Origin of the sequence: Xenorhabdus sp. TS4, from assembly GCF_014467265.1 — a bacterium.
Lineage (GTDB): Bacteria > Pseudomonadota > Gammaproteobacteria > Enterobacterales > Enterobacteriaceae > Xenorhabdus > Xenorhabdus ehlersii.
Genome location: NZ_NKHQ01000075.1, coordinates 20154 through 33897 on the forward strand (window position 1 = coordinate 20154; position 13744 = coordinate 33897).

The 13744-nt window shown below is 38.9% G+C and carries 14 protein-coding genes and 4 tRNA genes; 11 read left to right on the forward strand and 7 right to left on the reverse strand.

The annotated features are described in order from the left end of the window. Positions 1-2 precede the first annotated feature (2 nt). The gene (locus Xets_RS14600) at positions 3-356 is read right to left on the reverse strand and encodes a type II toxin-antitoxin system RelE/ParE family toxin (protein ID WP_187652033.1); all 354 of its coding nucleotides are present in this window, start codon (positions 354-356) and stop codon (positions 3-5) included. Between the two features lie 177 nt (positions 357-533). Continuing rightward, positions 534-609 (reverse strand) — tRNA-Lys (locus tag Xets_RS14605). Positions 610-842: 233 nt separating this feature from the next. Between Xets_RS14605 and cycA the strand changes: the two genes are divergently transcribed. Continuing rightward, positions 843-2249, forward strand: coding sequence for a D-serine/D-alanine/glycine transporter (cycA, locus tag Xets_RS14610; protein WP_099133568.1), 1407 nt, complete (start codon positions 843-845; stop codon positions 2247-2249). A gap of 56 nt (positions 2250-2305) precedes the next feature. Here the strand turns inward: cycA and Xets_RS14615 are convergent, their stop codons facing one another. Next, positions 2306-2689 (reverse strand): DUF4440 domain-containing protein, encoded by a 384-nt coding sequence (locus Xets_RS14615; RefSeq protein ID WP_099133566.1) that lies wholly within the window; start codon positions 2687-2689, stop codon positions 2306-2308. A 141-nt stretch (positions 2690-2830) separates the two neighbouring features. On the opposite strand from Xets_RS14615, the gene Xets_RS14620 reads away from it, so the two are divergent. Further along, positions 2831-3334: a GNAT family N-acetyltransferase gene (locus Xets_RS14620; protein WP_099133564.1), complete on the forward strand. Its 504-nt coding sequence runs from the start codon at positions 2831-2833 to the stop codon at positions 3332-3334. 549 nt (positions 3335-3883) lie between these two features. Here the strand turns inward: Xets_RS14620 and Xets_RS14625 are convergent. Then, positions 3884-4786 carry a leucyl aminopeptidase gene (locus Xets_RS14625; RefSeq protein ID WP_187651980.1) on the reverse strand — a complete coding sequence of 301 codons (903 nt, stop codon included), beginning with the start codon at positions 4784-4786 and terminating at the stop codon, positions 3884-3886. Positions 4787-5553: 767 nt separating this feature from the next. Next, on the reverse strand, positions 5554-6465 hold the full coding sequence (locus tag Xets_RS14630) for a LysR family transcriptional regulator (RefSeq protein ID WP_099133609.1): 912 nt from the start codon (positions 6463-6465) through the stop codon (positions 5554-5556). A gap of 119 nt (positions 6466-6584) precedes the next feature. Between Xets_RS14630 and Xets_RS14635 the strand changes: the two genes are divergently transcribed. The 9 genes from Xets_RS14635 (at position 6585) to Xets_RS14675 (ending at position 12356) form a co-directional block, all read left to right on the forward strand. Next, positions 6585-7508: a DMT family transporter gene (locus Xets_RS14635; protein WP_255430661.1), complete on the forward strand. Its 924-nt coding sequence runs from the start codon at positions 6585-6587 to the stop codon at positions 7506-7508. Between the two features lie 43 nt (positions 7509-7551). Continuing rightward, positions 7552-7923, forward strand: a complete 372-nt coding sequence (locus Xets_RS14640; RefSeq protein WP_099133559.1) for a hypothetical protein — start codon at positions 7552-7554, stop codon at positions 7921-7923. Between the two features lie 176 nt (positions 7924-8099). After that, complete coding sequence (locus Xets_RS14645) at positions 8100-8504, forward strand: GFA family protein (RefSeq protein ID WP_338066714.1); 405 nt, start codon at positions 8100-8102, stop codon at positions 8502-8504. Between the two features lie 341 nt (positions 8505-8845). Then, positions 8846-9505, forward strand: a complete 660-nt coding sequence (gene uvrY, locus Xets_RS14650) for a UvrY/SirA/GacA family response regulator transcription factor (RefSeq protein ID WP_099133557.1) — start codon at positions 8846-8848, stop codon at positions 9503-9505. Between the two features lie 23 nt (positions 9506-9528). Beyond that, positions 9529-11361 carry an excinuclease ABC subunit UvrC gene (gene uvrC, locus Xets_RS14655; RefSeq protein ID WP_099133555.1) on the forward strand — a complete coding sequence of 611 codons (1833 nt, stop codon included), beginning with the start codon at positions 9529-9531 and terminating at the stop codon, positions 11359-11361. 56 nt (positions 11362-11417) lie between these two features. Further along, positions 11418-11966: a CDP-diacylglycerol--glycerol-3-phosphate 3-phosphatidyltransferase gene (pgsA, locus tag Xets_RS14660; RefSeq protein ID WP_099133554.1), complete on the forward strand. Its 549-nt coding sequence runs from the start codon at positions 11418-11420 to the stop codon at positions 11964-11966. Between the two features lie 144 nt (positions 11967-12110). After that, a tRNA-Gly gene (locus Xets_RS14665) sits at positions 12111-12186 on the forward strand. Between the two features lie 3 nt (positions 12187-12189). After that, a tRNA-Cys gene (locus tag Xets_RS14670) sits at positions 12190-12263 on the forward strand. 6 nt (positions 12264-12269) lie between these two features. Next, positions 12270-12356, forward strand: a tRNA-Leu gene (locus Xets_RS14675). A gap of 131 nt (positions 12357-12487) precedes the next feature. Here the strand turns inward: Xets_RS14675 and Xets_RS14680 are convergent. Both Xets_RS14680 and Xets_RS14685 read right to left on the reverse strand, forming a co-directional pair. Beyond that, on the reverse strand, positions 12488-13504 hold the full coding sequence (locus Xets_RS14680) for a tyrosine-type recombinase/integrase (RefSeq protein ID WP_187651981.1): 1017 nt from the start codon (positions 13502-13504) through the stop codon (positions 12488-12490). After that, positions 13504-13731, reverse strand: coding sequence for a DUF4224 domain-containing protein (locus Xets_RS14685; RefSeq protein ID WP_187651982.1), 228 nt, complete (start codon positions 13729-13731; stop codon positions 13504-13506). The genes Xets_RS14680 and Xets_RS14685 overlap by 1 nt, the downstream gene beginning before the upstream one ends. Positions 13732-13744 lie beyond the last annotated feature (13 nt).

Sequence of the window (13744 nt, forward strand, 5' to 3'; positions counted from 1 at the left end):
GATTATTGCAATTTGTTACTGATGGCTTTAAGTACTTCTTTCTCTTTTGGGGTTAAATCATCTTTTTTATTCTTAGGGTAAATCAAAAGAAGATAAAGCCTTCCTGTTTTCGTGATGGTGTAGTAGATGATTCTTACTCCGCCACTTTTTCCCATTCCTTCTCGCTGCCAGCGAATTTTCTTACATCCTCCAGTAGCGCTAATGGTACTACCTTGTTCATGATTCTTTAGTAAGTGCTCCTGTAGTTTTCTGAATTCATCATCGGTTAATAAATCAGCTCGATCTCTACTAAATACAGGGGTTTCGATAAAAAGTAGGTATTCCTTAAAAACACATCCTTGCCGTTTATGGAAAATAGTTTATTCGTACCTTGTACGAATGCCAATATAAAATCGTACATGGTACGAAAACTAAAAGAGCATGGGAAAATATAGCCCAAAAATCCCTATCGCCACTTTGTCGCCACTGGTTATAAAATGCAAAAAAGCCACTTGCGAAAAGTGGCTTAATACTATGATTTAATTATTAAAATTTGGTGGGTCGTGGGAGGCTCGAACTCCCGACCAATTGATTAAGAGTCAACGGCTCTACCGACTGAGCTAACGACCCAACACGATTAATTATTCTCCAACGTCAACTGGGCGTCAATGGCCTATATCCATTTTTTTACTAATTGAATAAAATACGCACAGAAAACCCTTAACTAATTGGTCGAATTGTAATCACTCTGTTTTTCATGTGAAATCCTTCTGTTAATAGCGCGGTTGTCTATGTCAAAATGTTCTATTAAACACAGCTTGAGGGTATTAAGGCCATGCTGTGAGAATAAATTGGATACAACTATGGAAGAAAAAATACAACCCACTCACACTACTGAAACTGGAAGCTCGCACTTGCAGCGAAGTCTCACCAACCGACATATACAGCTAATCGCAATTGGTGGTGCCATCGGTACTGGCCTGTTTATGGGATCAGGCAAAACCATCTCTCTTGCGGGGCCATCGATCATTTTTGTTTATATGATCATAGGCTTTATGCTGTTTTTTGTTATGCGGGCAATGGGAGAGTTATTGCTTTCTAATTTGCACTATAAGTCGTTTAGCGATTTCTCCGCGGATTTACTAGGGTCATGGGCCGGTTTTTTTGTAGGCTGGACTTATTGGTTCTGCTGGGTAATTACTGGTATAGCAGATATTGTTGCCATCACTGCTTATGTTGGGTATTGGGTATCCGGCTTTCCAGAATGGGGAACTTCGCTTTTGTGTGTTCTGATATTGTTAACTCTGAATCTCGCGACAGTTAAGCTGTTTGGTGAACTGGAGTTTTGGTTTGCCATGATCAAAATTATTGCCATTATTGCCTTGATTGTGACAGGAGGCATTTTGATTGGCATCAACTTTAAATCACCAGCAGGACATGTTGCAGCACTTTCTAATGTCTGGAATGATGGTGGTATGTTCCCCATGGGGTTAAGTGGTTTTTTTGCCGGGTTCCAGATCGCGATATTTGCTTTTGTTGGTATTGAGTTGGTGGGAACTGCCGCAGCGGAAACTAAAAATCCGATGAAATCTTTACCAAAAGCGATTAATGCTATTCCAATCCGCATTATCACGTTTTATGTGTTAGCTCTGATTGTCATTATGTCAGTCACACCGTGGCGAGCCGTCAGTGCGGATAAAAGTCCTTTCGTGGAATTGTTTATCTTGATCGGATTGCCAGCCGCCGCCAGCGTTGTTAACTTTGTGGTTTTGACTTCTGCGGCATCTTCGGCAAATAGTGGGGTTTTCTCTACTAGCAGGATGTTATTCGGGCTGGCGAAAGAAGGAGATGCACCAAAGCAGTTTAGCCTTCTTTCCCGTCGTTCGGTTCCTGCATCAGGGTTGATTTTTACTTGTCTGTGCCTCTCTTTGGGGGTCATTTTGATCTATTTTATCCCCGATGTGATGAGAGTTTTTACTCTAGTGACAACCGTTTCTGCGATCCTGTTTATGTTTATTTGGAGCATGATCTTATGTTCCTACCTGGTTTATAGAAAGCGTCGCCCAGAACTACACCAGGCTTCGGTGTATAAAATGCCATTTGGTATTGTAATGTCTTGGGTATGCTTGGTTTTCTTTGCTTTTGTTTTGGTATTGCTTTCCTTGCAGCCAGATACTCGCCAAGCGTTAGTGGCCACACCAATTTGGTTTATTATTCTAATGATCGGGTTTCAGATTGTGAAAAAGCGTAAAACCCGCCTTACTCATTAAGTAAAAGGATCCTGCTGATTAATTCTGATGGCCCAAATATTGGGCCATTTTTTATCTTAAACAGGTATGATCGTACCTTGATGAAATCTAAGCTGCCATTTACCGGTTGAAGATAATTGCCAAATTGATGAACGAAATGCTTGATTGAATAGGGTGCCAGTTCGATCCAATTCGTAAGACTGATAAGTTAATAATATAATATTTTCATCAAGACAACTCATAGAAAAATCTTTTGAGAAAAGTTGAAAAGTAGTTTTTATTTCCGTAGTTAATGCATCGAGCACCTCTTTTTTAGTATAAACATAACCTGATTTACTAATTTCTAGAAAGTCATCGTGTAATATCATATTCAGCCAATCGGCATTATTTCTTTTTTTACCGTGAAGACTCACTTCAAGGCTTTTGAGTAATTCAAAAATAGCTACATTTTCCTGAACCATATGAACTCCAAAAAAATAAATGGGTATGAAATAATTTCAGTGGAAAGCTGAATTATTACTTTAAATAGATATTTAACACACTATTTACATTTGTTTCTTTATCAGGTAATTATAAAGAGGGCAAGTTAAAAAGAGGTGTGTATGGAAATTATAATAAGGGCAACTGAGCCAGAGGATGCTGAGCATTATCAACGAATTTTTAGCCACCCTGATGTTTACTTCAATACGTTACAACGACCATGTCCTTCGCATGAAATGTGGCGTGAACGTTTAAAATTAAAGAAAACACAAGGGCATATTGATTTTGTGGCCGAAGTAAATGGCAAGGTCGTGGGTACAATAGCATTATTTACCTATGCTAATCCGAGACTTAGACATGTCGTGGGGCTTGGTATCGGTGTTGATGCGGCTTATTTTGGTAAGGGTGTTGGTTCAAAGTTGATGGCTTTTACCATTGACTATGCATTCAATTGGTTAGGCTGCATCAGAATTGAACTGGAAGTTTTTACTGATAATGAAAAAGCGATTGCCTTGTATAAAAAATTTGGTTTTGAAGCTGAAGGCATACGGCGTATGCAGTCGTTTAGAAATGGTCAATATTGTGATGTGATGGGGATGGCATTAATTAATAGTCGATTTGTATGATGCTTTTAGAGGTTATAGTAGTAAATAATAAACTGGCTCTTGGCAAAAGGAATTTTGCAGAAAACTTGAAATATGAAGACGGAGAAGAATTTCTCCGTCTTATATAATCATTAATATACTAATGTGAAGAATATATATTCTTTTAAATAGGCCACATGGCTGTTCCAACGGGAACAACGGCTTTTTCTTGCATAATTTCAACAGCCTCTTCAAAAGTTTCTTCTTCAAACCATTCGCTTAATTCGATAGTGATATCTTCCATATTAACCTCAACTTTAATAAGTTTATGATGATTAGACTATATGACGAATAATTTATCTATGATATGTTGCAGGTAACAATGCTATATGATAATGAAGAAAAATGGATTGTAAATAAATATGTTGTGCAAAAAATAAAAAATGCTTTTATCTGGTGTAATGGTACGATTCTATTAATTATGTATAAATATTTTACTGTTTAGTTGGTTTTTTAGACTTTGAAGTAATTATAATATTGTTTTTATTGGTTGCCATATATGAAATTGAATTTTATGAAGTTATTTTTAATCTAAATATTAAATAATTTTTTATGAAAAAATTTCTTCTTATCAAAGAATAGGTTTCCTCCTTGAAAAATAAGATCTAAATGGTGGCTACCCATTGCACCGCCACCTAATCCAAGATGCAGGCCAGGATGTCGTTCTTCAAAACCAGCGTTTAAACCGTACAGCCTTTTAACACCATAATTTGTCCCAATACCAAATTCTTCAATCACACTATTGCTTGGATTTGCGGATAAATATTTGTCAAAATCTTGGGAGAAAATAGGATCACGGCATGTAAAGTCAATGATTTGGCTATTTTTTACTTTTATTCTGAAAAAATCTTTTACGACACCATATTTAATAGCAAAAGGGATAGTGCTGAGAAAAGTACCACTAAAAGTGATACATCCTTCTAGATTGTGCAGTTTTGTTGCTATTTCACCAGGAGTGATATCATAACTATCTTTACCATCAATTGATGTCCATGATTGGTTTCTATTACTTATTATTTCTATTTGCTCAGAGAAAGCTTCATAAAAATGTTCACCATAATCCTTAAAGATAATTGATTTTCGCCAATTTTCTTGCATGACTTGCCTTATGGGAGATAAAAACTGAGGCCCAGATGATGTAAAAGGTTTTAATGTTGATGAAAGATAAAAAAACATGAAAACATCACATTTTTCAATTTGTTCAATTAAAATTGATGAAGGAGTAGAATCGAGAGGCAGTAAATAAATTTTCAGCAAAGGGAATTCTGTCGTGGCACTTGAAATATTTTCAATAATATTCTTATGTCGCTCATCCCATCCAATTAATAAGTTAATGATCTCTCCATTTTCTTTCTTTTTATTGACTGAAGGATGATGAAACAAGTTAGAAAACATGTTTCTTATGCTTTTGTTTTTTTCATCAATGATTAACATAATAACCTCATGATTAAAAATGAGTAAGCATTTTCCCGTTTTTTCTATATATGAATATAGCGGCATATTAATGATAATTAAGAACATATACCAATTTTAGAGAAATTACTTGGCTGCCCCGATAGTAGAAGTAGCAGTCTTACTGCATTATGTTTCAATAGATTGTTAAAAAATTTCTTTTTTAAGAAATTGCTTTAATGAGACAATAATACCTCTCATATTAATATCGAATTTACCTAATGCTATGACTATTAGGTTATGTTATAAGTCACAATATCACAACTAGATCATAACGTGAACAAATATATTGTAAATAATATGTATGTGAAATCGGATAGGAAATTATTTTTATCCGATTTTATCTGTGTTTTCAATTTATTAAAGATATTAAATTGTTTGGTTTATTTTTAGAGTTTTTTATTTGGGTGTTTTTACTTCTATTTCAATTAATTAATTTATTATCAGGATATTTGTTAACTTGTTTTAACAGGTAATCTCATAGAGACGGATATAATCGGATGGAAAATATTTATTCATCTTTAACATCTTAATCTAAGCTTAAACGGGAGCCTGGCCGATAGCAATTGATTAGGCAGGAGTCCGGATTGAAATTAGTATATCCAGCATGGCTAGCTGCTTGTTGAGCGATTTGTTGAAAAAAAATTTTTTGGCTAGGCCAGACCTGGAAGCGGATCAACCATTGTATAACGATACTCTTATTTATTGCTTATCCAACCAAGCGTGCCACAGTTGGTCATGCTGAATGATTATAGTATGCCCGTTTGGTGTGACCGTCCTGACAGTTTATCCTGATTTTGAAAAACCACATCTGCTAAAAAATCTGCTACTTTCCGTATCCTGGGGGAATGGGCTAAATCAGATTGAATAACAAGCCAGATGGGTTTATCTATGCCTAACTCAGGCGAAATACAAGTAAGCCCTGCGTTATTGGCTGCAATATGAGGTAGCACGGCTAATCCCAGATTCGCAGTTGCTGCTGCAATTTGAGAACAAATCGAAGTTGTTGCGACTGAAAGAGAGCGCCCTTGTAAGACTTGTTTAAGCCAGTTAACGGAAGGAAATTGCGAGTATTCACTTGTCCAGCCAATAAAATGGGCGTCGTTGTATTCACCTCTAAATATACCGGAAGTGCAGGTGGCTAAATAGGCTTCGCTTCCATAAAGGCCAAACCCCAGCGTTCCTAGTTGTCGGACATTAACATGGCCTTGCTCCGGTCTGATGATACGAAGTGCTAAATCAGCATCGCGGCGGTGAAGGTTTACCGGGTAGTTATCCGTTGTGATTTCTAATGTCAGGTTTGGGTGATTTTTTTGTAAGGTCAGCAAGTTTGGCATAATTAAATAATTGGATAATGTTTCGAGTGTTGCAAGGCGTACACTGCCTGCAATCGTTGCCCGTAGATCGGCTTCAAACAGAAATGAACTTGCTGCCATCTCCATGGTTTTGGCTTTTTCCAATAGTTCTGCGCCATCCTCTGTTAGTTGATAACCTGTTTGATGCCGCAAAAATAATGGCATTCCGAAGGTATTTTCCAGACGTTCAATTTTTCTCGATACCGTTGCCACACCAATACCAAGAAGCTCAGCTGCTTTACTGATAGTACCTGCTCGTTCGATTGCCAGGAATATTCGGATATCATCCCAAATAAGTGATTGCATGATTTGTTTTCCATTTCTGAAAATTTGATTACCAATTTTGCCTAAATATTTCAATTTTAAAAGATGCCACAATGATTTTGCCAAGGATCACTTTGTTTAAGATAAATTAAGATAGGGTAATGAATATGAAAACAACTCCACAGTTAGCGATTGTACTGACGTTAATTGCAACATTCTTTTGGGGATCAAATTTTCAGGTAACAAAATTTGCACTTACGAGTTTGCCTCCGTGGACAGCTTCTGTTGAGCGTTTTTTTTATGCAGTTATCTGTATTTTTATTTTTTTTGTATGGAAAGAGGGGATTCACAGTAATGTTTTGAAACAAAATTGGTTGGCTTTTATTGTTCTTGGAGCAATTGGTGTGGCGGGATTTAATGGGGCATTTTTTGTTGGTCTTCAAAGTTCCAACCCCGTTACGGCTGCTCTGATTGTGGCAACGACGCCTATCTCTGCCAATATTCTGGAAGCTATTATAAATCGTAGGTTACCTGGATTGATGCGAGTTATTGGTATGGCGATCAGTTTGTTGAGGGTTGCTTTGGTTATTACCAACGGTAAATTGATTTTGGGCGATGTAGTAATCGGAGATATAATCATTTTTATGGGAAGTCTTGGTTGGTCAATTTACACAGTGGGAACACGGGTATTTGTCAAAGATGCGACGCCATTGGCGACTACGAGCTGGACGATGCTTTTTGGTGCGATCATATTAGTGTTTATTGCGATTTTTGTGGAATCGCCAATAACTGCATTATCTTCCGGAACATTTGAAAGCCATTTGGCCTGTCTCTATATAGGTATTGGTGGTTCTACTGTTGCCTATCTTTTTTGGAATATGGGGGTTGCTATTCGTGGAGCAGGAAAAACGGCGGTATTTTTTAACTTTGTTCCCATGTTTTCACTCATTATACAGCTAATGATGGGAAATATACCCAGCTTGCCACAAATGATTGGTGTTGTTATCACTATTGTGGGTGTGCTCTTGGGGCAGGGAATATTGAGTGATGTCCGGTTCATGAACATTGATAAAAATAAAAACTAACATACAATCACCATGGTAACTAATTTATTAGTGGAGATCTGGTATGGAAAAATTTACTGATAAATTAATTAGCTTTGACCGATTTCTTTTACGGATACTGCGCTTTATTTTGCATGCATTCATTATCTTTCTGATCGGTATTATTCCTGGTGTACTGGGTTTTTTCTTGATCGAAAGCCATGCTATTCCTGATGCAATACTAAATTCAGTTTCAATGATTGGGACACAAAACTTGCATATTGAACCAGTCAGTACTCTGGGAAAATATTTTGCTGCCGTTTATGGACTATTCCTTCAGGCTATCTTTTTTATCGCAGTAGGTATGGTGGTGACGCCTTTTGTCCACCGAATATTGCATAGCTGGCACATAGATGATGATGAAGAGGAGGAGGATAACGAAGACGTGGAAAAATAAATAACTTATTTTCCTGTTATCAAGCCATAACTTGAAGTTTCTAGAACGTATTTGTATGGCTAAAAATTAGAGGGGCATTGTAGTGAATATGGTATTTTGATGAAATATAGTGGTAGATTTATTCAATCTCAGATATAAAATTTTTCCCTTTAAATTTATTATAGATAGAGAGTTAAATGATGAATAAAGGTCATTGTTTATGTGGTGTGGTGAGTGTGAAAACCAATCAACGCATTGAAGATATTCACGTATGCCATTGTGAAACGTGTCAAAAATGGAATGGGGGGCCATTTTTATCTGTAGACTGTAAGGATGATCTAAAAATAGAGGGAGCTGAAAATATTTCAACATATCCGTCATCCGAATGGGCAGAGCGCGCTTTCTGTAACAGATGCGGCACACATCTTTTTTACCACCTGCATCAACCAAGCGCTTATTATGTCCCAGTTGCTTTGTTTGAGAATAGTAATTCAGGTAAATTATCTCGCCAAATTTATGTGGACAGTAAGCCAGCGTATTATAACTTTGTTGAAAAAACCCCTATGCTGACTAAAGCAGATCTCCTTAATTTATTTAAATAATCGCTGCAATATGGGGGAAGTAACACCCTCATATTGTTCTGGGTTAAAATGGATTGCTATAAATAATATAGAGATATGTTATTAACAAAATATTAAATGAAATTAATTGGCTATATGTTTATTTCATTTCATTGATATGTAACAATTTTCTTTCTGTTTTGCACTAATGTTAGTATAATCTGTTATCTCATCCAAAAGGTTTTGATCTCATTCGAGAGAGAATGTTATCTTTTGTCAATTTATCTTATGCAAATCATAAAGATAAACTCAGCGTGTCCGTTTTGTTTTGGAGTTTATTAATTTTATCATTATTGTGGATATTACGTTAGTGGAGATGTTGTTTGATTAATGTTTTATTAGTTGATGACCATGAACTGGTGCGCATTGGTGTGAAAGGCGTCCTTGATGATATAAAAGGGATAAAAGTCGTAGGAGAAGCCAGTAGTGGCGAAGATGCGGTCAGATGGTGTAGATCAAACAGCACGGATATTGTCATGATGGATATGGGAATGCCCGGTATAGGAGGGTTGGAGGCGGCTAAAAAAATCATCCGTTATTCACCTGATACACGAGTGATTATGCTAACTATCCATACTGAAAGTTCTTTGCCCACAAAAGTAATGCAAGCAGGGATTAGGGGATATTTGAGCAAGGCTGCAGCGCCTCAGGATATGATCAATGCAATTCGGGCTGTTTATGCAGGCCAGCGTTACATTTCACCGGACATAGCCCAGCAGATGGCACTCAACCAGTTATCACCCCCAAAAGAAAACCCGTTGGATGAACTTTCGGAGCGGGAATTGCAGATCATGACAATGATAACTCAGGGGCGTAAAGTTAATGAGATTTCTGAGTTGCTTAATCTGAGTCCAAAAACAGTGAATAGTTACCGCTATAGGATGTTCAGTAAACTAAATATCAAAGGTGATGTAGAATTGACCCATATGGCAATACGCTGTGGATTGCTTGATGCGCAGAATATGGTAACTCACGGTGGGTAATAAGATTTGATGGGTGATCAGTCATGACGGAACTATTTAATTCAAATGCATTTTTAAAAACAGTTACCAGTCAGCCGGGCGTCTACCGCATGTATGATATCACTGGCACAGTGATCTATGTTGGTAAAGCTAAGGATCTAAAAAAACGGTTATCTAGCTATTTTAGGGCACAAGTTAGTAGTCGCAAAACAGAATCATTAGTGAAAAATATCGTCCAGATAGACGTCACCGTTACCCATACAGAGACAGAGGCGCTCCTGCTCGAACATAACTACATCAAGCTGTATCAGCCTCGCTACAATGTATTACTGAGAGATGATAAATCTTATCCTTATATTTTCTTGAGTAGTAATATCCATCCCCGTTTATCCTTATATCGTGGAGCCAGGCATGCGAAAGGAGAATACTTCGGCCCATTCCCCAATTCTCATGCAATACGTGACACTTTGGCTTTATTGCAGAAACTATTTCCTATTCGCCAATGTGAAGACAATGTGTATCGCAATCGTTCAAGACCTTGTTTGCAATATCAGATTGGGCGTTGCCTGGCCCCTTGTGTTAAGGGGTTTGTAACAGATGAAGAATATCAGCAGCAAGTTGAATACGTCCGCTTGTTTTTGGCGGGGAAAGATCAGCAAGTATTGGATGAGCTGGTTGCAAAAATGGAAAAAGCGAGTCAACAGCTTAAATTTGAAGAGGCTGCCCGTTATCGCGATCAGATCCAAGCAGTACGGCAAGTTACGGAACGACAATTTGTTTCCGGAGAAGGTGATGATCTTGATGTTATTAGCGTCGCTTTTGAGGCGGGAATGGCTTGTGTGCATGTCTTATTTATCCGTCAGGGCAAGATATTGGGCAGCCGAAGTTATTATCCTAAAATTCCGGCTGATACGAAATTAGATGAAGTAGTGCAAACTTTCCTTGGTCAATTCTATCTCCAAGGAAGTCAAAACAGGACGTTGCCAACAGAAATTTTATTGGATTTTGCATTACCTGAAAAAGAACTATTGGAAAAATCACTTGCTGAAATATCGGGCAGAAAAATTTATATCCAGGCACGGCCAAGAGGCGACAGAGCGCGTTACTTAAAATTAGCACGTACTAATGCCGCTACAGCTTTGATTACCAAACTTTCCCAACAATCGACAATTCATCAGCGATTAGAATCACTGACCACATTTGTCGGCCTTGAAAAAATCCAACGTATGGAATGTTTCGACATCAGTCACACGATGGGAGAACAAACTGTTGCATCATGTGTTGTTTTTGATGCTAATGGCCCGGTTCGTGCAGAATACCGACGCTATAATATTACAGGTATCACTCCAGGAGATGATTATGCTGCGATGAATCAAGTCTTGCGTCGTCGATATAGCAAAGCTATCGATCAGACAAAAATCCCGGACATTATTTTTATTGACGGTGGAAAAGGGCAGCTTGCACGTGCGATTGAAGTTTTCGATTCTTTGGAGGTTGAATGGAATAAAAAGTATCCTAAGCTGATTGGCGTTGCGAAAGGTAGTGATCGTAAGGTTGGGTTAGAAACTCTATTTTTTGAAGCGGAAGGAGAAGGGACGGCACTTCCTCCTGATTCACCTGCGTTACACGTTATTCAACATATTCGTGATGAATCTCACAACCATGCCATTACAGGGCATCGTCAACGTCGGGAAAAAGTGAAAAAGACCAGTACATTGGAATCAATTGATGGTATTGGGCCAAAACGTAGACAAATGTTACTTAAATATATGGGTGGATTACAACCTTTACGCAACGCAAGTGTAGAAGAGATCGCAAAAGTGCCTTCTATCTCTTATGCATTGGCAGAAAAAATCTATAATGCGTTGAAACACTAGAAGTATTGATGCACCATACTGATAAACTTAACTTGGGCAGATAGTTACTAAGCATTATGCAATTAAATATTCCAACATGGCTTACCCTATTTCGTATTGCCTTAATTCCATTCTTTGTTTTGGCATTTTACTTGCCATTTCAATGGGCACCGATGTTATGTGCCATTATCTTTATTATTGCTGCTGCAACAGATTGGTTTGATGGTTTTCTTGCCCGTTTGTGGAAACAGACGACGCGTTTTGGCGCATTTCTTGATCCGGTGGCGGATAAAGTTATGGTGGCTACTGCGCTGGTACTGATTGCAGAACATTACCATACGTGGTGGATCACTCTGCCTGCTGCGACGATGATTGCTCGTGAGATCATCATATCTTCTCTGCGTGAGTGGATGGCGGAATTGGGAAAACGCAGTAGTGTCGCTGTTTCTTGGATGGGAAAAATAAAAACTACAGCACAAATGGCGGCATTGGTTGCCTTATTATGGCGTCCTTGCATTGAACTTGAAGTGGGAGGATTCATCCTATTATACGCTGCTGCGGTCTTGACATTCTGGTCAATGTTTCAATATTTGAGCGCTGCATGGGATGATTTGCGTGAAAGTTGATCCGAGTGACGCAAAAATCATCGAACGAACGAGTTTTATAAATAATTGTATTGACTCATTTCGTGAAGTAAGTAGAATGCAACGCATCGAACGGCACATGAGGTTTACGAAACAAGTTAAGTAAATCAAGAGGTTCGAAGAAAGGCGGGAATAGCTCAGTTGGTAGAGCACGACCTTGCCAAGGTCGGGGTCGCGAGTTCGAGTCTCGTTTCCCGCTCCAAAAGGCGCGTTGGCAGAGTGGCCATGCAGCGGATTGCAAATCCGTCCACCTCGGTTCGACTCCGGGACGCGCCTCCAAATTCAGCCCAGGTGGTGAAATCGGTAGACACAAGGGATTTAAAATCCCTCGGCTGTAAGGCTGTGCGGGTTCAAGTCCCGCCCTGGGCACCATATAAAAACTTGCTGTTAAACAGTGAGTTAGGGTAAAAAAAGAGCCACCTTTGGGTGGCTTTTTTTATGACTCAAATCACGTTTCACTATTTGTTCACTATATTCTTTCACTATATTTTTTGACCATCCGTTTACTTTTTTTGTCCCCCAACGACCGGAACAACATTCACTTTTCTATCATATCTTGCCGTTTGAGTAATGTTTTTATGTCCAGTGATTTTTTGTTTTTCGGCCAGTGTACCCTCTAGATCTGAAATCCCTTTTGCTTTCAGATCATGAAATGTGAAGTTAAAGTCCAGCTCTGGAAATTTTTCAATAGCGGCGGCTCTGGCTTTTTTCCAGCGGCTGTTAAACCCATCACGGGTGTACTTAGACCCTTTGCGCTGGTGGAGCACATAAATACTGCTAACACCATTATCTAACGGTAACGCTTTACTCATTGCAATTACATTATCTAGCCGTTCTGTCCAGGCTTTGATTTGGGCAACGCCCGTTTTTCCCTGCTTAATGAAAATACCATCTTCCCGCACCTGCGCATAGGTCAATGCCAGAACGTCAGCCTGTCGGGCACAACACAGATAGGCTAGCTCCATTGCAACCTGAACTACTGGTGGGGCAACGGAGTAGATAGCATTGTATTCATCATCGGTGATATACCGATCCCTAGGAATTTCCTTGAATTGGCGAACACCTTTACACGGGTTACTACGTACAATTCCCCTTTCATACCCCCAGCCATATACACGAGACAAGAAATTTTTCTCGCGATTAGGCTGTGTCTTGGCTTTTAATCCGCGTTTATCCATGTACTTTCGAATATGCTCCGGTTTGATATTGTCCGGTAACATATTCCCAAATACAGGTAACAGCTTACCTGCATATTTTCGGTAATCTTTTTTGGTTTCGGTAGCCAGTGCGGAAAAATCAGGGGAAAGAAAAAACGCTTTAACCAAACCGTTTAGTGTCTCGTCATTTTTCTGATTGGCGATTAATTTTTCGTATGCAACCCAAACCTCGGCCTGAGTCGCTGAGAATTCACACAAACGGACTGTCCGGTTATCATAGGTCTGAAACTCATACGCTGATCTCCCCCGTCGAACGCGCGGAGGCATCCAGTTATCCGCGGGATTTTTGCGTTTTCTGCCCATTAGTCTAACGCTCCAAAATTGGGTTCTTGAGGAGCAGGAGCATAGTTTCTAACACGCTGGGACAGAGGGTTGTTAAAATGTTCCCACGTGGTTCTAGGTCGCCCGTCTCGTCGAACAATAAAAAATATGCCTGCGTTTTTCAGCACTGCGCATTGCTTTGACGGAATTTGGTAACCCGTCAGTTCGGCGATATCAGAATCGCTAATGATGCCGATTTTTACATCCATATTGACCTCGATT